Origin of the sequence: Shewanella japonica (assembly GCF_002075795.1) — a bacterium.
Classification (GTDB): domain Bacteria; phylum Pseudomonadota; class Gammaproteobacteria; order Enterobacterales; family Shewanellaceae; genus Shewanella; species Shewanella japonica.
The window spans coordinates 129,337-151,386 of the sequence record NZ_CP020472.1; the positions used below are offsets into that span (position 1 = coordinate 129,337).

18 protein-coding genes and 1 riboswitch are annotated in these 22,050 nt (G+C 42.2%); of the genes, 13 read left to right on the forward strand and 5 right to left on the reverse strand.

Going from position 1 to position 22,050, the window contains the following annotated elements:
• Positions 1-7: 7 nt before the first annotated feature.
• The gene (locus tag SJ2017_RS00540; protein ID WP_080914550.1) at positions 8-628 is read right to left on the reverse strand and encodes a TetR/AcrR family transcriptional regulator; all 621 of its coding nucleotides are present in this window, start codon (positions 626-628) and stop codon (positions 8-10) included.
• 106 nt (positions 629-734) lie between these two features.
• Here SJ2017_RS00540 and SJ2017_RS00545 point away from each other — a divergent pair, with 106 nt between their 5' ends.
• The 4 genes from SJ2017_RS00545 to SJ2017_RS00560 all read left to right on the forward strand — a co-directional run bounded on the left by SJ2017_RS00545 (position 735) and on the right by SJ2017_RS00560 (position 7,255).
• Positions 735-1,826: an MBL fold metallo-hydrolase gene (locus SJ2017_RS00545; protein ID WP_080914551.1), complete on the forward strand. Its 1,092-nt coding sequence runs from the start codon at positions 735-737 to the stop codon at positions 1,824-1,826.
• Positions 1,827-2,204: 378 nt separating this feature from the next.
• On the forward strand, positions 2,205-3,350 hold the full coding sequence (locus SJ2017_RS00550) for an efflux RND transporter periplasmic adaptor subunit (RefSeq protein WP_080914552.1): 1,146 nt from the start codon (positions 2,205-2,207) through the stop codon (positions 3,348-3,350).
• Positions 3,351-3,359: 9 nt separating this feature from the next.
• Positions 3,360-6,518 carry an efflux RND transporter permease subunit gene (locus SJ2017_RS00555; protein ID WP_080914553.1) on the forward strand — a complete coding sequence of 1,053 codons (3,159 nt, stop codon included), beginning with the start codon at positions 3,360-3,362 and terminating at the stop codon, positions 6,516-6,518.
• A 275-nt stretch (positions 6,519-6,793) separates the two neighbouring features.
• Entirely contained in the window at positions 6,794-7,255 is a 462-nt protein-coding gene (locus tag SJ2017_RS00560) for a TlpA disulfide reductase family protein (protein WP_119968226.1), read from the forward strand.
• 84 nt (positions 7,256-7,339) lie between these two features.
• Here SJ2017_RS00560 and SJ2017_RS00565 read toward each other — a convergent pair whose 3' ends face one another.
• Positions 7,340-8,968: an AbgT family transporter gene (locus SJ2017_RS00565; protein WP_055026392.1), complete on the reverse strand. Its 1,629-nt coding sequence runs from the start codon at positions 8,966-8,968 to the stop codon at positions 7,340-7,342.
• A 576-nt stretch (positions 8,969-9,544) separates the two neighbouring features.
• On the opposite strand from SJ2017_RS00565, the gene SJ2017_RS21930 reads away from it, so the two are divergent.
• From SJ2017_RS21930 to SJ2017_RS00580, 3 genes are read left to right on the forward strand one after another with little or no spacing between them, the layout of a single operon-like run.
• Entirely contained in the window at positions 9,545-10,759 is a 1,215-nt protein-coding gene (locus tag SJ2017_RS21930) for a lytic transglycosylase domain-containing protein (RefSeq protein ID WP_420876294.1), read from the forward strand.
• An 8-nt stretch (positions 10,760-10,767) separates the two neighbouring features.
• A complete protein-coding gene (locus SJ2017_RS00575; protein WP_080914554.1) occupies positions 10,768-12,147 on the forward strand; it encodes a M28 family peptidase in 1,380 nt (459 codons plus the stop codon).
• Between the two features lie 36 nt (positions 12,148-12,183).
• The gene (locus SJ2017_RS00580) at positions 12,184-12,444 is read left to right on the forward strand and encodes a hypothetical protein (RefSeq protein WP_080914555.1); all 261 of its coding nucleotides are present in this window, start codon (positions 12,184-12,186) and stop codon (positions 12,442-12,444) included.
• A 184-nt stretch (positions 12,445-12,628) separates the two neighbouring features.
• Here the strand turns inward: SJ2017_RS00580 and SJ2017_RS00585 are convergent, their stop codons facing one another.
• Positions 12,629-13,471 (reverse strand): 23S rRNA (adenine(2030)-N(6))-methyltransferase RlmJ, encoded by an 843-nt coding sequence (locus SJ2017_RS00585; RefSeq protein WP_080914556.1) that lies wholly within the window; start codon positions 13,469-13,471, stop codon positions 12,629-12,631.
• Positions 13,472-13,621: 150 nt separating this feature from the next.
• On the opposite strand from SJ2017_RS00585, the gene SJ2017_RS00590 reads away from it, so the two are divergent.
• The gene (locus SJ2017_RS00590; protein ID WP_080914557.1) at positions 13,622-14,377 is read left to right on the forward strand and encodes a class I SAM-dependent methyltransferase; all 756 of its coding nucleotides are present in this window, start codon (positions 13,622-13,624) and stop codon (positions 14,375-14,377) included.
• A 143-nt stretch (positions 14,378-14,520) separates the two neighbouring features.
• Here the strand turns inward: SJ2017_RS00590 and SJ2017_RS00595 are convergent, their stop codons facing one another.
• Positions 14,521-15,078 (reverse strand): TMEM165/GDT1 family protein, encoded by a 558-nt coding sequence (locus SJ2017_RS00595; protein WP_080914558.1) that lies wholly within the window; start codon positions 15,076-15,078, stop codon positions 14,521-14,523.
• A gap of 91 nt (positions 15,079-15,169) precedes the next feature.
• Positions 15,170-15,290: riboswitch (yybP-ykoY riboswitch) on the reverse strand.
• Between the two features lie 201 nt (positions 15,291-15,491).
• On the opposite strand from SJ2017_RS00595, the gene dmeF reads away from it, so the two are divergent.
• The 3 genes from dmeF (at position 15,492) to SJ2017_RS00610 (ending at position 18,932) form a co-directional block, all read left to right on the forward strand.
• A complete protein-coding gene (gene dmeF / locus SJ2017_RS00600; protein WP_080914559.1) occupies positions 15,492-16,487 on the forward strand; it encodes a CDF family Co(II)/Ni(II) efflux transporter DmeF in 996 nt (331 codons plus the stop codon).
• Between the two features lie 3 nt (positions 16,488-16,490).
• Positions 16,491-16,907 (forward strand): MarR family winged helix-turn-helix transcriptional regulator, encoded by a 417-nt coding sequence (locus SJ2017_RS00605; protein WP_055026387.1) that lies wholly within the window; start codon positions 16,491-16,493, stop codon positions 16,905-16,907.
• 195 nt (positions 16,908-17,102) lie between these two features.
• Positions 17,103-18,932 carry a tetratricopeptide repeat-containing diguanylate cyclase gene (locus tag SJ2017_RS00610; RefSeq protein WP_225442140.1) on the forward strand — a complete coding sequence of 610 codons (1,830 nt, stop codon included), beginning with the start codon at positions 17,103-17,105 and terminating at the stop codon, positions 18,930-18,932.
• 196 nt (positions 18,933-19,128) lie between these two features.
• Here the strand turns inward: SJ2017_RS00610 and SJ2017_RS00615 are convergent, their stop codons facing one another.
• Complete coding sequence (locus SJ2017_RS00615) at positions 19,129-19,584, reverse strand: hypothetical protein (RefSeq protein ID WP_065110240.1); 456 nt, start codon at positions 19,582-19,584, stop codon at positions 19,129-19,131.
• A gap of 340 nt (positions 19,585-19,924) precedes the next feature.
• Here SJ2017_RS00615 and SJ2017_RS00620 point away from each other — a divergent pair, with 340 nt between their 5' ends.
• Positions 19,925-20,776 (forward strand): HAD-IIB family hydrolase, encoded by an 852-nt coding sequence (locus SJ2017_RS00620; protein ID WP_055025931.1) that lies wholly within the window; start codon positions 19,925-19,927, stop codon positions 20,774-20,776.
• A gap of 1 nt (position 20,777) precedes the next feature.
• Positions 20,778-21,998 (forward strand): glycosyltransferase family protein, encoded by a 1,221-nt coding sequence (locus tag SJ2017_RS00625; RefSeq protein ID WP_055025932.1) that lies wholly within the window; start codon positions 20,778-20,780, stop codon positions 21,996-21,998.
• Positions 21,999-22,050 lie beyond the last annotated feature (52 nt).

Consider the following 22,050-nt stretch of genomic DNA (forward strand, 5'->3'; position numbering starts at 1 on the left):
CGACGGGCTAAGTTGATGCATTTTGATAGCGACACAAAAACATTTTGGCGACTTCATTGGCTATTTCTTGCTGCTCATCATGGTTAAGTCTGTCAGCAAATTGCATGACTTGAGGCCAAAAACAACTTCCTTTAATCAAGCTATGTATTTGCTGTAGTGCCAATTCCTCATTAGTGACTGAAATCTTTTTGTCGGCCATGGCTGCTCTTATCCAGCGCATTGTGGCGCTTTCTTGCTTTTTAACACGTTGAAACTCTTGGTTCATGGACTCTGGTGTATAGAAAAAATGCCCAATAGCCATACGTGTCAGCTCTATGTACTCATGGCTACTGATAAAATTGATTTCTTTAAATACCACTTCCGATAACTGCTCAAGCAAAGGTGTATTGCTTTGGTATTCTGCAACATTATGTTTGAAAGAGCGGTCCCATAGATCAGCCATTAAGTTCATAACGATCGCTTCTTTAGTGTCAAAGTGATTGTAAACCGTGCGCTTAGACACGCCGGCAACTTCGGCCAGCTTGTCCATACTGGTTGCAGCAACACCAAACTCAGTGAAGGTTACTTTGGCTGCGTTGATGATGGCAGCACGTTTTTTTTGGCTCAAAGTCATTTTTTCAGTCGGCATGGTTTTTACTCGTAATGTAAATCTCGAGACATTCTACACTGGGTAGTTTACTTTTCAATCATATTTTAATAAACTGCACCGTGCAGTTTACTTTCTGGGTTTTACAATGAAATATTTTTTGATTTTGGTGGGGGTATTGGTGATGGCTTTTTCAATTAAATCATTTTTTGCAGCTGATAAAACTGACGCTGTTAAATTTGAAAATACCGATATTCAATACCAATCAGGCTTCAGTGATATTTGGAATATCGCTAAAAGCTACATGACAACCAAACGTTTACATCCAGCTCCAGTGGTTGAAGTACCTGTACAGCCGATTACGGCAACGAGTTTAAGCTTTAGTAATGAAGATCAGCTCTTTCGTCTAGGTCATTCAACGATACTTATTCGTCTTGATGGTGACTATATCCTGTTAGATCCCGTATTCAGTCAGCGTGCTTCGCCAGTACAATGGGCAGGGCCTAAGCGTTTTCATCAATCGCCGATCAGTATTGAGCAATTACCGCCAATTAAAGCGGTCATCATTAGTCATGATCATTATGATCACCTAGATAAATCAGCCATTACCGAGCTAAGCGATAAAGCGGAGCATTTTGTAACGCCCGAAAAGGTGGGCGATTATTTGATTGAATGGGGTGTTGAGCCGAGTAAAGTCAGTCAGCTTTCTTGGTGGCAAGAGCTCACTATTGGAGAGTTAACCTTAGCGGCAACACCTGCACAGCATTTTTCAGGTCGTGGATTACGTGATCGTGATACAACGTTGTGGGCAAGCTGGGTTATTAAAGGTACTAACAGCAATCTATTTTTCAGTGGTGATGGCGGATATTTTTCAGGTTTTAAAGAAATTGGAGAACGTTATGGGCCTTTTGATATCACGATGATTGAAACTGGCGCCTATAATGAAATGTGGAGTCAGATCCACATGATGCCTGAACAAAGCCTGCAGGCACATATTGATTTAAATGGTTCTGAATTTGAAAGCAGTGTGTTGATGCCAATTCATAATGGCACCTTTGACTTGGCGCTACATGATTGGTTTGAACCTTTAGAGTGGATTAGCGACTTAGGCGAACAGGCCAATGTGTCAGTGATTACTCCCGTTTTCGGAGAGCCGGTTAATGTCGCCTCACCGCAAAAAACACAGGCTTGGTGGCGTGAGATGCTATCGAATGATGAATGGATTTTACAATCTCAATAATTTTTTGCTAAGAGATAGAAAAATATCTGGTTTCACCTACAATAAACCAAGTAAAATACTATTTCATATGCATTTTTTTTAACGTTATGTTGTATATTGGAGTTTTTTTAACTCATTCAGTTGTAACGTTATAGTAACATTCAAGGCTGTTTAATTTTTGTTAGTACAGCCTTGTTAACAAGCTTGAAACAAAGCCGCAAAACTTATTATTTGTTTACAATTTATAATATTTTAAGTGGTTGTTGAGTTCACATGGGTATGCGATAACAGTGCCCATAAAGTTTAGTCAATTTAAAACGTTAGGATTATCGCTATTTAGCAATCGTTACGTAATGAAGCGTAAGGTTACTGATGATGTCATTAGGAGTAAGAACAGTCATGCATAAAGCACTGAAAATAGCCTCAGTTATCACTGCGGCTTTATGGATTACAGCATGTGGTCAAGCCCAAAAGGCTCAGGCCCCGCAAGAAGCACCACCCGTTCCAGTTGGCGTGTTGAGTGTGACTGAGCAATCTCAAGCTATTCATGTTGAGTTACCTGGTCGTAGTCGTGCATATTTAGAAGCAGAAGTTCGTCCACAGGTCTCTGGCATTATCACGAACCGTGGTTTTGTTGAAGGTAAGGACGTTGAAGCTGGCCAATCACTATATCAAATCGATTCAGCAACATATAAAGCGGCGCTGATTAGCGCAGAAGCTGATTTAGCAAGTGCAAATGCGTCTTTAGCATCGGCTAAAGCGACAGCTGATCGTTATGCTGCATTGGTACAAACCAATGCGATTAGTAAACAAGATTTTGATGAAGCAGATGCGGCTTATAAAGAAGCGATTGCCAATGTAACGGTAGCTAAAGCGGCAATTAACACAGCAAACATTAACCTTGAATACACTGAAGTTAAAGCACCAATTTCAGGTCGTATTGGTAAATCAAGTGTAACTCCAGGCGCTTTGGTAACAGCTAACCAGTCTGACACCTTAGCTAAAATTCAGCAGCTTGATCCAATTAATGTTGATATTGCTCAATCAAGCGCGCAATTACTGCGTTTAAAGGCCAAGTTGAAAGCTGGCAAGCTACAGCAAAGCGAGAATGCTGAAGTGAAGTTGATTCTTGAAGATGGGTCGACTTATGAGCAAACAGGTACATTGCAATTCGCCGAAGTGAGTGTGGATGAAGCAACAGGTTCTGTGACACTACGAGCTGAGTTCCCGAATCCAGATGGGGTGTTATTACCTGGTATGTATGTACGTGCAATTCTTAATGCAGGGCAAGATCCAAAAGCGATTTTAGTGCCTCAAAAAGCGCTGACACGAAACACCAAAGGCCAAGCTGTTGCTATGGTAGTTGGTGCAGAAAACAAAGTAGAGACACGCATTGTGACTACTGCTGAAGTCATAAACCACCAATGGCGTGTGACTGACGGATTACAAGCGGGTGATAAACTGATTGTTGATGGCTTGCAAAAAATCCGTCCTGGCGCAGTCGTGACACCACAAGTTTTATCTGCCACTCCAGCAACTAAATAGGGTAACGTTATGGCTCGTTTCTTTATCGATCGCCCTATTTTTGCTTGGGTGATCTCAATCTTAATTATGTTGGCAGGGGTCTTGGCTATTAAAGATCTTCCAGTAGCACAATACCCAAGTATTGCGCCGCCAACCGTAGAGATTACAGCGTTCTATCCAGGTGCGTCTGCAAAGACCATGGAAGACACAGTAACTCAGGTCATTGAGCAGCGTATGACAGGTATTGACCACTTACGCTATATTTCGTCTAGCAGTGACAGTTTTGGTAATGCGACTATTACCCTAACTTTCAATGCTGAAGCCGATCCAGATATTGCTCAGGTTCAGGTACAAAACAAGTTGCAAGCAGCAATGACTTTGTTACCACAAGAAGTACAGTCGCAAGGGGTTAACGTTGTAAAATCAAGTGCGGGTTTCTTGATGGTTGCTGCGTTCGTATCTGAAGATGGTTCTTTACAAAAAAGCGATATTGCCGATTATGTTGCTGCGAACATTCAGGATCCACTTAGCCGTGTTGCTGGTGTAGGTGAAATCCAATTGTTTGGTGCACAGTACGCTATGCGTATATGGCTTGACCCATTAAAGCTAACTCAATATAACTTAACCAGTATTGATGTTATGGCTGCGATTCAAGAGCAAAACGCTCAGATTTCAGCGGGTCAATTAGGTGGTGCACCTTCTATTGCTGGTCAAGAGTTAAATGCAACTGTAACAGCGCAAAGCCGTTTACAAACACCTGAACAGTTCCGCGAGATTATCCTTAAATCAGACTCATCAGGTGCTAACGTTTATCTTAATGACGTTGCTCGTGTGGAATTAGGTTCTGAAAGTTATTCAGTTGAATCTTTCTATAACGGTAAACCAGCTTCTGGTGTCGGTGTTCAGCTTGCTACAGGAGCTAACGCACTTGAAACGGCTAACAATATTCGTGAAAAAATTGCCGAGTTAGAAGCCTATTTTCCTGACGGTTTACAAACTTATTATCCGTATGACACAACACCATTTGTTGAGAAATCAATTGAAGGGGTTGTCCATACTCTGATTGAAGCGGTTATCTTAGTGTTCTTGATTATGTATCTGTTCTTACAGAACTTCAGAGCAACATTGATTCCGACAATTGCTGTACCTGTGGTACTGCTGGGTACATTTGCTATTTTATCAGCAACTGGCTTTACTATTAACACCTTAACCATGTTTGCGATGGTGTTAGCAATTGGCTTGCTGGTGGATGACGCCATTGTTGTGGTGGAAAACGTCGAGCGGGTCATGGCTGAAGAGGGATTAAGCCCACTTGAAGCAACCCGTAAATCGATGGATCAGATTACTGGCGCATTGATTGGTATTGGTTTAACCCTATCTGCTGTATTCGTTCCTATGGCATTTATGTCTGGTTCAACGGGTGTGATTTATCGACAATTCTCGATAACGATTGTGTCAGCGATGGCATTGTCAGTATTGATTGCGATGATCTTAACTCCGGCACTGTGTGCTACGATGCTTAAGCCTATCCCTAAAGGTCATACTCACATTAATACCGGTTTCTTTGGTTGGTTTAACCGAAGCTTTGATAAGTTAACTTCGCGTTATGAAGCCAGTGTTGCAGCCATCTTAAAACGTACTGTTCGTATGATGGGTGTTTATCTTGTTCTGGTTATCGCTACCGCATGGATTTTCATGCGTATGCCGACGGCGTTCTTACCTGATGAAGACCAAGGTATCTTGTTCACTCAGGCTATTTTGCCAACTAACTCAACCCAAGAAAGCACCATTAAAGTGCTTGATGAAGTCAGTGATTTTTACCTGAATGAAGAAGGCGATACGGTCAAATCTGTATTCAGTGTTGCAGGCTTCAGTTTCGCTGGCTCTGGTCAGAATATGGGTATTGCATTCGTTGGTCTTGAAGACTGGGCTGAGCGTGGTGAAGGACAAGATGTTCAATCATTGTCTAACCGTGCAATGGGTCGCTTCATGCAAATGAAAGAGGCGTTAGTGTTTGCCTTTGTGCCACCTGCGGTAATCGAGCTAGGTACGTCGAATGGTTTCGATATGTATCTGCAAGATCGCAGTGGTAAAGGTCATGATGCACTTATTCAAGCTCGTAACCAGTTACTGGGTATGGCCGCACAGAATCCAAACCTAGTTGGTGTTCGTCCTAATGGACAAGAAGATGCACCAATGTACGAGATCCATGTTGACCAAGCTAAAATTCGTGCTTTAGGTGTTGATATTGATAACGTCAACAGCGTACTGGCTACCGCTTATGGTGGGTCGTATGTGAATGACTTTATTGACCGTGGTCGTGTGAAGAAAGTATATGTTCAGGGTGAAGCCGAATACCGTATGCAACCAAGCGACTTAGACACGTGGTATGTACGAAATGCTGAAGGTGAAATGGTACCATTCTCTGCCTTTACAACAGGTACATGGGAATTTGGTTCACCACAGCTACAACGCTTTAATGGCTTACCTGCAATCAATATCCAAGGTGCGACAATGCCTGGCTATAGTACAGGTGATGCAATGCTAGATTTCGAAGAAATGGTGAAGCAATTACCACCAGGATTCGGTATCGAATGGAACGGTTTATCATACGAAGAAAGATTATCAGGTAACCAAGCGCCAGCGCTCTATGCCTTATCTATCTTAGTTGTATTCTTAGTACTTGCAGCGCTATATGAAAGTTGGTCTGTACCATTTGCAGTTATTCTAGTCGTACCGTTAGGTGTGATTGGTGCACTGCTTGCGATGAATGGCCGTGGTTTACCTAATGACGTATTCTTCCAAGTGGGTCTATTGACGACGGTGGGGCTTGCGACCAAGAATGCGATCTTAATTGTAGAATTCGCTAAAGAATTCTACGAAAAAGGTGCTGGCTTGATTGAAGCAACACTGCATGCGGTGCGTGTACGTTTACGTCCAATCCTAATGACTTCGTTAGCGTTTGGTTTAGGTGTTGTGCCACTTGCTATCAGTACCGGCGTAGGTTCAGGTAGTAAGAATGCACTGGGTACAGGTGTACTTGGTGGCATGATGAGCTCAACCTTTATTGGTATCTTCTTAATTCCACTATTCTTCGTTGTGGTAGAGAAAATATTCAGTAAGAAAGAGCGCAAAGGTTACAAGCCGCCAGAAGCGGAAGCACAAACTGAAACATCAGATAAGAGTTAATAAACCCTCTTAACTGGTTCATACTAAAAGCCTGCATCAAGCAGGCTTTTTTATGTCCGAACATAAAATATAGCGATACATTGAGCCGCATTGATCTTTAGCATGAGCTATAAACGTAGTTATTAACAGCGAGTCGTTAACTGATAGAAGTGGCCAATACGGGCAATTGATGCAAGTCGTCATTTTTATGAGGGTTAACTGAATAGACATCGGCATATAGGGACAGTAAAGATATGACAAACACACAGCCTGTTAAGTTAATGGTCTTTGGTTTTATGCTGATAGCTGCAATAACAGTATCGAATCAAGTTAACGCCGCGCCGTCGTTAACACACATGGTACAAAACGAACTGGGTGAGCAAGTCAGTTTGAATGAGTTTGAAGGTAAAGTTGTTTATGTGGATTTTTGGTCTTCATGGTGCGGACCTTGCCGTAAGTCGTTTCCGTGGATGAATCAAATGCATGCTAAATATCAACAGCAAGGGTTAGCTGTAGTGGCAATTAATTTAGATGTTGAATTGTCGTTAGCGCAGCAGTTTTTACAAGACTTTCCTGCTGAGTTTGCCGTTCGTTACGATCCAGATAGTGAGGTCGCAAGGTTATTTGCACTTAAAGGTATGCCAAGCAGTTTTATCTTCAATCGCCAAGGTGAGTTAGTGCAGCAGCATACAGGGTTTAACTTGGATAAACTCGAGCAATATGAACAAGAATTGGTTGAGCTTTTACAACCTAAATAGCTTATAAAGCGATGAGCGAACATAAAAAAAACCAGTAACATGAAATATGTTACTGGTTTTTATTTGTCAGCTTAACCTATGTCATTACGGCGTGTAGTAAGTTGCTGCACCAGGGCCTACCGGGAAGCCAAGTACGAATACCCAAAGGAAGAAGAACAAGGTCCAACCGATAAAGAACACGATCGAGTATGGCAACATGGTTGCGATGAGTGTGCCGATACCTAAATCCTTCTTATAGCGACTCGCTACCGCAAGGATAAGCCCGAAATAACTCATCATTGGGGTAATCAAGTTAGTGACTGAGTCACCGATTCGGTAAGCCGCTTGAATGGTTTCTGGTGCGTAACCTACCAACATCAGCATAGGAACAAAAATCGGCGCTGTCACAGCCCATTGAGCAGAAGCACTACCTAGCATTAAGTTAATCACGCCACACAGCATAATAAACAACACAAACACTAAAGGCCCTGTTAAGCCGATACTGCTTAATGCATCCGCGCCTGTCACGGCAAGCACAGCGCCTAAGTTCGTCCACTTAAAGAAAGCAACAAACTGCGAGGCGAAGAACACAAGAACAATATACATGCCCATGGTGCTCATACTATGTGACATTGCATTAATCACGTCAGTATCTTTCTTCATTGTGCCGACGACTTTACCGTACACTAGGCCCGGTATTGCAAAACCAATAAAGATGAAAGCGACAATCCCTTTTAAGAAAGGCGAACCAGCAACTAAGCCAGTTTCAGGGTTACGTAAAGCTCCCCAGTCAGGCAAGATAGTGAGCGCTAATAATGCTGAGAAAACCAATACAGAAAGTCCCGCCATTTTTAACGCATATTTTTCAGTTTGAGTGACTTTATCCATCTGCTGTTCAGATAGATCATCTGCAGCCTCAGAGACATCGTATTTGCCTAACTTAGGCTCAACGATTTTTTCAGTCACGATGGCGCCTAGCCCAGTGATTAAGAAGGTCGAGACAAACATGAAGTACCAGTTCACTTCAGGGCCGACGATATAGTCTGGGTCAATCATTTGCGCTGCTGCTTCAGTAATCCCTGATAGCAAAGGATCAACCGTGCCTAATAATAAGTTAGCACTGTAACCGCCTGATACCCCAGCAAAGGCTGCTGCTAAACCAGCTAAAGGGTGACGCCCAAGCGAATGAAATATCATGGCTGCCATTGGAATTAGTACCACATATCCCAACTCTGAGGCCGTGTTAGATACGATACCGGCAAACACAATGGTTAAGGTGACAAGGCGTTTTGATGCCCCCATGACCAATAAACGCATTGCTGCAGAAAGTAGACCTGAACGTTCGGCAATCCCCACACCCAGTAGTGCGACTAACACTGTGCCTAATGGGGTAAATCCGGTGAAGTTGGTTACCAAGTTTGAGACGATCATTCTCAAACCTTCAGCATTCATTAGGCTGACAACGTGAATGAGTCCGTCTTCACTTCGGCCTGAACTGCCTATTGGCCTAGGGTCTGCAACGGTGAGTTCGAAGTAACCTGCTATGCCACTGAGTGCGATCACCGCTAAACAGAACATGGCAAATAAGGTGATTGGATGCGGTAATAAATTACCTAAACGTTCAACAATATTAAGAAATTTTACGAAAGCCCCACTTGAAGCGAGATCTTGTGGCGTGTTGCTTGGTGGCGCCCCGTTGTTAGGCGGTGTGGTATTTGATGGAGTAACGGACATGATCTTCCCTTTAGCTTGGCTTATTTATTATGAGTTTGAGATTTTGCCAACTTACAGACTAGCTGATAAATTTTAAATTAAGCTTAAATTAACGATGAAACAGTTGATAAATAATACTTAACAACAGTTATTCAATCAACGCAACGTAATGACAACTCATTTTAATTGAAATTGGTATTTAAACCATGATTTTTTTGTAAGAGGGTATAAAAAACACCCACTGCTGTTTTGGGTTAGCTTTATGTTTTTAAATAATAAAAAAAACAAACGATATTTTTTGTTCATGATTTTGTTGCTTAATCAGTATTTCGTCGTAGCTATTTGTAAAGCATTCATTTTGTAAGGTTTTAACCCTTATTTTTGTCAGGTTTTAGCCAAGGTTGTGAAAAAATGACTAATAAAAAAACACCTTCATTGTATTACTAAGATGAACTTTGTACTGAAATATGGCTATTATGGGGAAGTGATAGCAGTAAGCCTTACGCTTTAGTGGGGCGATTCGATATTAAAAAGTGGCAAGAAATTTACTGCTTAAACAAACTAAAATAATGTGATTTATTAGATAATTATAAGAAAATGAATAAAATTGTGTGTGTAATTTACAAGGCTGTTGTGACATATGCCATTGCTGCGTTGTGTGGTAGTGCACTGGCTGATCCTAACAGTGCATATCTTCCAGAACCTAAGGCTGTGATAAAAGCCAAAGTGTCAATGCAAGCTAACGATGCCAATGATGAAGTCATTACATTAAAACCGCAAAAAACGCTTTCGCCTTCAGTTGTGGATAACACAGATATTGTTGCTGATATCCAAGATCAAGCTATCGTCAAAACCAAAACCAAAACCAAAACCAAAGCACAAAAACAATTACAACCATCCCTAGCTCAACATAAGCCGACTCGGGTGTCAGTGCCTCAAGTTGCATTAAGCAATCAAGATAAACCTAAGTCACGACAAGTTTTGTTAGCGCCCATTGTGGTGCTGCCAGCAGAAGATGATAATCAAGATGTTGAAAGCCGCTTACACTTAAAACCTAAAAAGCAGCAAGTGCTCCATCCGGCTGTTGTGGCACTGCCTGATGAATCACCTAAACCTATGCTAGTGCTGCAACCTAAAGTTATCGCCCAACCTGCGGTGGTCGTTGCTCCATCTTCGCCCAGTAAATCCGTGAGCAAGCCTAAGTGGGTTAAGCCATCAAAAACCGCTTCTTTTTCCGATCAAAGCCTCAATATCGGTAATAAACCCAAACGTAAAATCTACCAATATGAGCAGGGTGGGATTACGACGTTCTCAAATATTGTGCCTGACTCAGCGGACTTTGAAGTCTTACTTTACGACTGTTTTGCTTGCCAAGTGAACTCACAAGTTGATTGGCATCGTATTCCCTTATTCGCTTCTAAACACAGCGACTTTGTCAGCGATGCTGCCGAGCAGTTTGACTTGGATCCTGCTTTGATACGGGCAGTGATCCATGCGGAATCTGCATTTAATGCCAAAGCGCGCTCAAAAGTGGGGGCGATAGGGTTAATGCAATTGATGCCAGCAACGGCAAAAGAGTTAGGTGTCAGTGATGCCTATGATATTAAACAAAATATTTGGGGAGGCAGTCAGTATTTAGCGTATTTACTTAAACGCTTCGATAACGATATTGATTTAGCCTGTGCTGCCTATAATGCTGGACCGACAACAGTGACGAAATACCAAGGAATACCGCCTTATCCTGAAACCCAAGCCTATGTAGAGCGAGTCAAAATACTCTTAAAACGTTACCGCACTGCACTGCAAAGTTAGAGGAAACTATGAAAAAAACATTACAATTAACCCCTATGGCCGCTGCATTGTCTGGGCTCATATCATTATTCAGTTTAGGCGCGAGCGCTACGCCAGCGCCTTCGCAAGAAGACTTACGTTTATATGATATTGCTGAGGCGCCGCAGGCAAGCAGATTGCATAACGATGTCGCTAAGCTAGTCAGCTTCGGTACTCGACATACTTTATCTGAAACCGAATCTGATACTCGTGGGATTGGTGCTGCAAGGCGTTGGATTAAATCTGAGTTTGAGCGAATTTCTGCAGACTGTGGCGGTTGTCTTGAAGTCGTTATGGTAGGGGAAACCGTATCTGGAAAACGGATTCCCGAACCGACCGAAGTGGTCAATGTATTTGCCATTCAACGTGGTAAAACTGACCCTAATCGAGTCGTCATGATGAGTGGCGATATTGATTCGAGGGTAACCGATCCGATGAACGCTACCTCAGATTCTCCAGGGGCAAATGATAATGCTTCAGGCGTTGCTGGTGCACTAGAAGCGGCTCGAGTGTTATCAAAGTATCAGTTTAACGGCACCATTGTTTATGCAGCACTGTCTGGTGAAGAGCAAGGTCTATATGGCGGTGATGTGTTAATCAATTATGCCAATAAGCATGACTGGCAAATTCAGGCTGTTTTGAATAACGACATGATTGGTAATATTGCTGGTATTAACGGGGTGATAAACAATTCAACGGTAAGGGTTTTTTCGGAAGGCGTCAGAATTGCTGAAACGAAAGAAGAAGCCAAAGAGCGTTATTTTAGCGGCGGAGAGAATGATTCCGCGTCGCGCAATTTAGCTCGAAATATTAAAGCCTTGGTTGATCAATACATGACAAATTTAGATGTTATGTTGGTATACCGTCTTGACCGCTTTGGTCGCGGTGGGCACCATTTACCGTTTAATAAAGCAGGCTTACCCGCTGTACGTGTAATGGAAACTAACGAACATTATGATCGCCAACATCAAGATTTACGCACCGAAAATGGCACTGAATACGGTGATGTGATTGAAGGTGTCGACTTTGATTTTAATGCCAAACTGACCGGGTTGAATGCCATTAGTCTAGCCTCTATGGCATGGGCGCCAGCGCCGCCAACAAAGGTGAGTATTAAGGGGCAAGTCTCGGCGAATACGACCCTAAGCTGGGCAAGTGCGGATGATGATACCATTGCGGGATACCGTGTTTATTGGCGCCTTACCACAGAGCCTGAATGGACTCATAGTCGCTATGTGGGAGACGTGAATGAATTTTTGTTAAAAAACATGGTCATAGATAACTACCTATACGGTGTTGCAGCTGTGGGTAAAAATGGTAATAGCAGTCCAGTCGTGTTTCCGGGGGCTGCAGGTGCCTATTTTGATTAGTGTGACATGAGCTTGTTAATGTAAATGGAGAGATAGATGCGGAAAAGGATGCTGTTTATATGTCTACTAATGCCAATGATGATGACAGGATGTTCGTCTCGTTCTGCGTCAAATGCTGGGTGTGACTTTGTCACTGGAGCATACGGGAATGCTAAAGACAGAGAGGAGAGGGAATCGCGCTCTCACCGTGTGTCTTCTAGTGATAACAATAAACAAGATGCGGCAGTCGGCCTTTTTAGTGCCATGTTTGGTGCACTGGGCCGCGCATTGAATAATGATGAATCCAGTTGTATTTAGTGCAGGTATTTAGCTTTTGTAAGTCGCTCTTTATATAGCCGCTTTTTATATAGCTGCTTAGCTTAAACTGGCTCGAAGTATTAAAGCCCATGTACTCTCTTTTATCACAAAGAGCGACATGGGCTTTTATATGAATGCACATCAATTCACTAAATGAACTGACCTAAATGATTGTTTTAGTGCTCTATTCTGGTACTTCTAGCTTAACCACAGTCTTACCGCCGCTTTGCCCTAAGCATCGCTCTAAGTAATCCAAGGTTTCTTTTGCTGCAATATCTAACTGCCAAGGCGGATTAATAATCCATAATCCTGCAGCAGTCATACCAAAAGCATCGCTGTCAGGGGTAATGGATTGCTCAATTCGCAATTGATTTTTAATGCCACTATCTGCCAATATTTTCAACATGGCCTCTGTTTGCGCTCTATCCACAACAGGATACCAAAGCATGTAAACCCCAGTGGCAAAACGTTTGTGAGCCTTAATGATTGCATTGGCGACATCTTGATAGTCTGTTTTGATTTCATAACTTGGATCAATTAGCGCAACACCACGACGTTCAAGTGGCGGTACAGCCGCTATTAAGCCTTTAAGACCATCACCTTTTACAACTCGTATATGGCGGTCATTGGCAAATTGTTCATCAAGGGAAGCGAAGTCAGTACCGTGTAGCTCATGTAATACCATGCGGTCTTTTTCGCGCATATTCATGTCAACAAATGCTGGTGAGCCTGGGTAAAAAGCCAGTTCTTCTTCACCTTGATTAAAATGTTTTACATCATCAACACATTGCTGCAAAGGCTCAGGTAAGTCGTCTTTGCCCCACAGTTTGTCGACACCGTCTAAATACTCGCCCGTTTTTTTTGAAAACTCATCGGTAAGAGCATAGCCGCCAGCACCCGCATGGCTATCAATGTAAGCCATAGGCTTATGTTTTTTGTGCATAAGTTTAAGTACTTGCAGCAACATAGTGTGCTTTAGTACATCAGCATAATTGCCAGCATGGTAACCGTGACGGTAACTTAACATGAGAAGGTCCGAATATGAGTAAGCAGTAAAACTGCAAGATGGACACATTATAGGGGCTAAGTCATAGCAGGTATAGGTATTCACTGTTGCAGGCTTTTGGCATAATAGTCTTGAGTCTCATAAATACTGGAAATACTTTTGCACATACCAATGTTTTTTAATCAGCAATATCCGTCACTGGTCGATATTAGTGAACGTTGGGGATTGGAATGGGATAAAGCCGCGTTATTTGAACTGCGCTTTGAACACAACACCTTAAGTTTGCATAAACGTGATGAGCCAAAGCTAGATGGTATTAGTGTTGATTTTGTTTCTGGTGCCGTCGCACATCGTCGTAAATTTGGTGGTGGCCGTGGGCAAACGATTGCTAAAGCTGTGGGCTTAAAGCAAGGGATTAGTCCCACAGTGGTCGATGGTACGGCGGGCTTAGGTCGTGATGCATTTGTATTAGCCAGTTTGGGCTGTAAAGTGATTATGGTAGAGCGTCACCCCGTAGTGGCTGCGTTACTTGAAGATGGTTTACGCCGAGCGTATGAAGATGCTGAAATTGGTGAATGGATGCAACAACGAATGAGCTTATTTCATGGGTCAAGTATTGAAGCTCTGGCCGATGCCGCGGCGGCATCGGGTGAAGAAATTGATGTGGTTTACCTTGACCCTATGTACCCTCATCGTGAAAAATCGGCATTGGTTAAAAAAGAGATGCGTCTGTTTCAAACCCTTGTTGGCGCAGACTTAGATGCTGATGCTCTATTAACACCTGCGCAAGCGTTGGCGACAAAAAGAGTTGTGGTTAAACGCCCTGATTATGCGGAAGACCTTGATGGAGTAAAACCCAGTATGGTGCTCGCGCAGAAGAAAAATCGCTTTGATGTTTACGTCAAAGCGGCGATGAAGGCAGGGTAACGTGCTTTCTAGCGTGCTCGATGCATTGCCTATTCGCCGTTCAAGATTGACTTAATATCACACCCTCTCTTTGTCAGTGATGGCATTGACTATCACTGATGTTAAGACTTACCTCTTATTCAGGCTACTAGCCGCCCAGCACATTATGTAATAACGATTGCCGACACAGCGAGTATGACAAATAACCCAGCGGTGATTTGGCGTATCAGTTTTAGCGGCAACTTGTCTGCTGACAGTTTACCAATGATCACCACTGGCACATTGGCAAGTAACATACCTATGGTAGTGCCTAGCACCACCATCAATAATGCATCGGCATATTGAGCGCCTAATATTGATGTCGCTATTTGTGTTTTATCACCTATTTCAGCAATAAAAAAAGCGATAAAGCTGGCTACGAATGGCCCTCTATTTGACACTTTCTCATCATCATCGAGCTTATCTGGTACTAAAATCCATCCAGCCATAGCAATAAAACTGGCAAAAAGAACCCATTTAAGCATTGTTGGAGTGATGATATCGGCAATGATGACACCTAAATAGGCAGCCAAGGCATGATTTGCAATAGTGGCTAAAAATATCGCTGCAATTATAGGGATAGGTTTACGGTACCGACTGGCAAGCAGTAATGATAATAGCTGAGTCTTATCACCAATTTCGGCTAATGCGACTGTGGTAATTGATATGGCAAGTACGCTCAAGAGGCTCTCTTTTTAGAGGTGGGGAAAATTAACAACCAAGACAACACTCGCTCCCCACCTCGGGTTGCGATTGTTGTCTATGGTCTCACTCAGCTCTGTGGTGACAAAGCCTTGAACGCCATGATGATTTTGCATCAATTATGTTGACGAACAAACCAACTTATTTAAAGATTGTTTAAATGAGTGGCAAGTTACTCCCCAAAGACAGCGGCATTGTAAAGATTGTCAGCGTTCTTTTCAAGTTAGCGTTTGCTAAATAACGGCCGAAGTCGCGCCATTATTGGCTTTATCCACTCGGTAGCTTTCTTCGTTATGTTATCTATGTCATTGGTTTAAAAGAATGGTGTTGAAATAGTTTGATAATCAAGTTAAATTCTAAATAATACTTTGATTGTCAAACTATAGGTGCCAGCGTGCGATTTACTACAGAACATCAACATGACTTTTGTGCCCAACAAAGTTCCGGTGAAAAGAGAACCCTCTACGTATTGATATTGACTGTGACGGCGATGGTGGTTGAGATCATTGCTGGCACAGTATACGGCTCTATGGCTTTGTTAGCTGACGGTTGGCATATGGGCACCCATGCCGCCGCTTTTTGCATTACATTGTTTGCTTACCGTTATGCTAGGAAACATGCCAATTCTGATAAGTTTTCATTTGGGGCTGGTAAGGTGAGTGTTTTAGGCGGGTACACCAGTGCGATTGTACTTGGTGTGGTGGCACTATTAATGATGGTGGAATCAATTAATCGTTTATTTAACCCACATGAGATTCATTTTAATGAAGCTATTATGGTGGCTTTTATTGGTTTAGCGGTTAATGTGGCAAGTATCTTTTTGTTAGGTGATCATCACCATCATGATCATTCGCACGGCCATTCGCACGGTCATTCTCATGCCCATGACCACACACCACATTCTGATTCCCATGAGCACCATCATGAACAGCATGCACACGGTCATCATCACGCATCAGGTGAAAAACACCATGACCATAATCTACGGGCGGCTTACATGCATGTGTTAGCAGATGCATTAACCTCTGTTTTAGCGATAGTGGCGTTGGTGTTCGGTAAGTTTTATGGGTGGCATTGGCTTGATGCTGTGATGGGGATGGTGGGTGCAATTGTGATTACTAAATGGACGCTAGGATTAATGAAGCAAACCAGTCCTGTGTTATTAGATGAGAGTATTGATGCTGAATATAAACAGCAAATTGAACAGGCATTAGCCCCTTATGCTGATGTCAAAGACATGCATGTTTGGAAGGTCAGTGGTCATCATTATTCGGCGGCGATAACATTAGTTGCTAAACAAGCAACTTATTCTTTGCATGAATATAAGACCTTATTAAATCAGTTTGATAAAATCCATCACCTGACACTTGAAGTACACCCTATGAGATAAGCGATGCCAAATACTGAACTGCTAAATCAAACCATTACTGAATTTTATGACAAGATGTCCTCTTGGGAGCAATCGGTTGTAAAAGAGACTGGCTACAGTTTAGCTCAGACTCACACTATAGAAGTGTTGGGAAACTTTGGCGCGTTAAGAATGAATGCATTAGCGCAAAAACTGGGGATCACCACAGGTACGTTAACTGTACAAGTCGATAAATTAGTGAAGCTTGGGCTGATGGTACGTTGTGCTGATCCTAAAGATGGTCGAGCCACATTATTGAACTTAACCGAGGAGGGCCTGGCAATTCATCGCCAGCACCATCAGCTACATGTCGAGTTAATGCAAGATTTAACCTTAGAGATGTCTCCGTCAGAGGCTGAAACCTTGATATCTGCTATGCAAAAAATGAATAAATTATTTTAAAAACTGTTAACTAGGCACTTCGTTATTAATGTAACTAAAGGTAACATTATCCCCATACAATCAATGCTTTAATATAGACGTATTATCATGTTACCCTGCTGGCAAGCATAATACGAAAGGATGATAAAATTGGGGCGGTATATGGATGTATTGTTATCAAGAGGGTGGATCTTCTGCTTATGCGGATGCCTTCTGATGTTCACTACTGAAGGATTAGCAAACCCCACACTTAATCAGTTAGAAACTGATGTTTATGCCGTTACTCCCGCCGAAGCAATTAACTTGCTGGATCAGTTTGAACTGAACAATCATGATTTTACACCTGAAGAGCAGGCCAAAGTGTACTTCCTGTATGGACAAATACACGAAAAGCTACGCCAGCTCGACCTCGCCATCAGTAGTTATGATAAAGGTATTGCTCTAGTAAAATACCTCCCGATCAGTGAGGTGTTAATCGACAGCCATTTAGAGCGTTCATTTGCTTGGTATCTTAAAGCGAATGACCCCGCAAGCTATTGTCCTGATAGACACCAAGCACTCGAATATGCTCGTAACTATGACAATGCAGAATTATTAGCTAAGGCGATGACACAAACTGCTTTTTGCTTTATTGAACCTGACAATGTCTATAAGGGCATAGACTTGTTAGATGAAGCATTGCTGATTGTGGATAGAAGTGACAGTTTGAATGTCAATCGTAAGGCAATGATATATAACGCCACAGGCAGCTTATATCGTCGAGTAGGCTTACACCAACGCGGCTACGAAAACTTTCAAAAAGCGTATGAAACTTGGAAAACCATTAACGATATTGAAGACATGTTCAATATGCAGCACAACATGGTGAGCCAAGCGATTAAGCTAGGTGACTGGGATAAAGCCGAAGACAATATTCAGCAGCAATTTGAACTTGCCCGTCAGGCCACAAAGCCAAATGATCTGTTATTTTTCTCCCATCTTAATGCTGGCAGAGTGGCGCTAAGAACCTTTGATTTTAATCAAGCGGTATTGCATCTCGAAAAAGCCATATCGTTAAAAGACACCACTAAAGAGCAGTATTTTGTCACAAGTGGGTATTTGTATCTGGCGATTGCGTATGTTCGTAGTGGTAACCTACCTCGCGCTGCGGAAATGGCACAGATATTTAGGCAAAATAAAAACTTCCCAGCCAACATGAAAGCCATGTTTTTAAAAGCGGATGCGATTATCGCCCTTGCGGCAGGCGAGTCGAATAAAGCTGCTAACTTGTTTTTGGAAGTTATTGATGTTGAAAGGGAAGATAATCAAAGCATTATCGATAATAAGGTACTGACAACGTCACTTGATCATAATATAAAACTGGCGAGTTTTGAGAATGAGTTATTAGCCAATCGCTTAGCCATTAATGAACTCAACTGGGCCGCAGTTGCTGATAAAGAACGCATTAGCGATCTTAAGCTAACCTTATTTCTGGTCTTGGCCATTGTATTGTTTAGTGTGATTTTAGTGTTACTGCATTCTCGAAAGACGTTGAAAAAACGTGCTCAAACCGATTATCTCACCGGATTATCAAACAGAGGCTATACCTTCCGAAAAGGCCAGCGCATTATAGAAAGAGCCATCAAAAAACAGCGCCCAGCCTCAGTGATAATTTTTGATATTGATAACTTTAAAGCAATTAATGATCGCTATGGGCATCATATTGGTGATTTAGCGATTAAGGCGGCTGCCAAACGTGCAAGCAGTTGGCTCAAAAAACAAGACTTAGTCGGGCGTATTGGTGGAGAGGAGTTTTTGATTGTATTAGACAACACCACGCTGGACGAAGCTTTTACCATCTCAGATAGGTTGAGAAACGGTATTGCGGCTCAATCATTTCACTTTGATGGGATTGAAGTGGAGTTTACGATTAGTTTAGGCGTCGCGACATTGAGTGCTGGTCAGCCATCAAATTTATCCGATCTTACCAAGCAAGCAGATGATGCATTATACCAAGCGAAGTTTTCTGGTAAAAATAAAGTCTACCTTGCTCCCCAATGTGCTTAAAGCCCAGTTAACGAGGCGAGAGTATATCCAACAGTGCAGAAAAGTAGATAAAAAAAGCAAGCAACGAAACCCTTGGAGTGGATGCAATGTTTAGTTGAGTTAAACATTCTCGTTGCCTGCCAATGTCTTTCGACGTCAGAATGATAAGTGAAAGGTCGCAAAGGCCAAACTCGCATTTGAAGGATCAGATCCTCACCTACATATCATCCATACGATTAACAGCTTGAGCTAATTGTCGATGGCGTTGATTAAGCGAATCAGTGATGTTCTGTAATTGAATCAGCAAATCTTGATTGGGGATTACGTTGGTCGTGACATTAAGCCAAACGATGATGTTTTCATGAAGCGTGTCGACGTGCTCCATCAACTCATGGGTTTTGACATTAGAGGCAACATGAATATCTTTTGTTGCACTAATAATGCTTTTCTCGATATCTTCATCTATCCATGTGTTAAGCAGTGACTCTGGCATTCTCAATTTTATATCGCGTATGTACTGGATATTTTCACGTTGTTTTTGAATTAAATAATGCAGCAACATCCGAGATCGTTCAGTTTCTGTTTCATCTAATAAGCGTTCACACGCCATCGAAATAGCTTCATAAACATCAATCAAATGATCTAATACCTCAAAAGCCTGGTTAAATCGCATGCTCACTCCTTACATAGCGGGTTTCGCTAGTTCAAATAAGCCATTTCTAGGTTAAATTTCAGCCCTAATGTAATGACAGTTTATTAAGGTGTAGTCGATAGTGTGAACAATGTAAAATTGCACCTTTATAGTGCATCGATGATGTAAAAGTCAGCACAACATTGTTTGAATCTTGAATTTTTAATCCTATTTATGATTCCGTGCATTAATAAATTAATATTTAAAATCAATGTCTAAAGTCAGTAATTAACCAATTTGGTGCATTTTATATCAAGCTGACATGTTCCCTGTAACGTTTAATTTAATCACACAATGATTAGCGAAATGGCAGGGGAAGAAAATGACGACTCAACCGCTTATTTTTACCGATATGGATGGCACTTTACTCGACCACTATGACTATAGTTTTTCGAGTGCAATTGGCGTGATAGAGGCGTTGGTTGAAAAACAAATTCCTATTATTCCCAATACCAGTAAAACCTTTGCTGAAATGGAAAAAATTCAACAAACCATTGGTTTTAATTCTCCATTTATTTCTGAAAATGGCGCCGTGGTATATATCCCAATTGGCTACTTTGAACAACAACCTGAAGATACTGTGACCGAGGGGTATTACTGGGTTAAAGCCTTTTGTGAAACAAGGCAACATTGGCTCAGTCTATTAGATAATCAAGCAAGTGAATTTGCAGAAGACTTCATTGGCTTTTCATCACTCAGTGCTGATGAGCTATGTGAACTCACCGACTTATCCGCAGAGAAAGCAGAACTTGCCTTAGTAAGGCATTACTCAGAGCCGCTATTGTGGACGGCTGATGAAGAGCGCAAGCAACGCTTTATTGACCATATGCAGAAGCTTGGTGCCAATATGTTGCAAGGTGGTCGATTTTTGCATGTGGGCGGCCATACCGACAAAGGGTGTGCAATGAACTGGCTGGCACAGGTTTATGCTAACGCATATCAGGTAGGGGTTAACACAATAGCATTGGGCGATAGCGGAAATGATAGTGCCATGCTTGAAGCCGCCGATATTGCGATTCAAATTAAGTCGCCAACCCATACTTTTCCAACAATTCAAACCAGCAATAAAACCATGCAAAGCCGCCACTACGGTCCCAAGGGCTGGGCTGAATGCTTGCAAGCGTTATTACTTGATTCTCCCACCCCAAGTTTATTTACAGCTGAGGAGGCATAACATGGCTGACTTTTATCAGAATGGTATTGTGACCACATTACATAATTTAACCCAGCGTACCCATGAGGAAATGGAAAAGGACCTCATGAAATTTGCCAAAACTCGACCACTAGGGCTAATTTTACCTTCGCTATATTCAGAGCTAGAAGGTGAAGCGTTACCCAATATCATTAATAAATTGAAAGATGTGCCGTATTTATCGGAAGTGGTAATAGGTTTAGACCGAGCTGATAAAGCGCAGTATCAGCAAGCGCTAAAATTCTTCAATCAATTACCGCAACATCACCGAGTGTTATGGAACGATGGGCCAAGATTACAAGCACTAGATGCAAAACTCAGTGCATTGGGTTTAGCGCCCAAAGAGTTGGGGAAAGGACGAAATGTTTGGTATTGCATGGGCTATATTTTAGCATCAGGCAAAACTGAGTCAGTCGCCCTGCATGACTGTGACATCGTCACCTATGAAAAGTCATTGTTAGCACGCTTACTTTATCCTGTTGCTAACCCGCAGTTTAATTATGAGTTCAGTAAAGGCTATTATGCCCGCATGTCAGACGGCAAAATTAATGGTCGTGTGTCACGTCTGCTGGTCACGCCATTGATCAAAGCGCTGCAAAGAGTCGTTGGTCATAACGATTACCTTGAATACATGGACAGTTTTCGGTACCCACTGGCAGGTGAATTCTCCTTTCGACGTGATGTGCTAAATGATTTACGTATCCCGAGTGATTGGGGCTTAGAAATTGGCGTGCTCAGTGAAATGCACCGTAACTATGCCCACAACCGTATTTGCCAAGTCGATATTGCCGATAATTATGATCATAAGCATCAAGATTTGTCGCTCGATAATGCCGAAGCGGGGTTATCAAAAATGTCGATAGATATTACTAAGGCGTTTTATCGCAAACTGGCTACCCAAGGTGAAACCTTCAATACAGAAGCCTTTAGAACATTAAAAGCAACCTATTATCGTATTGCCTTAGATTACGTGGAAACCTACCATAATGACGCATTGATGAACGGGTTATCAACCGATATTCATACCGAAGAAAAAGCCGTTGAAATGTTTACTCAAAACATTGTGACAGCAGGTCAGCGCTTTTTAGATAACCCAATGGAAACGCCATTCATGCCAACATGGAGCCGAGTGATCAGTGCTATGCCTGACGTACTTGAGCAACTTAAATCGGCAGTAGAAGCAGATAACGCTGAGTTTATGTAATGAATAAGGTCGATAAGGCTGGTGGGCTGCCAGTCTAATCTGAAAAACGTTA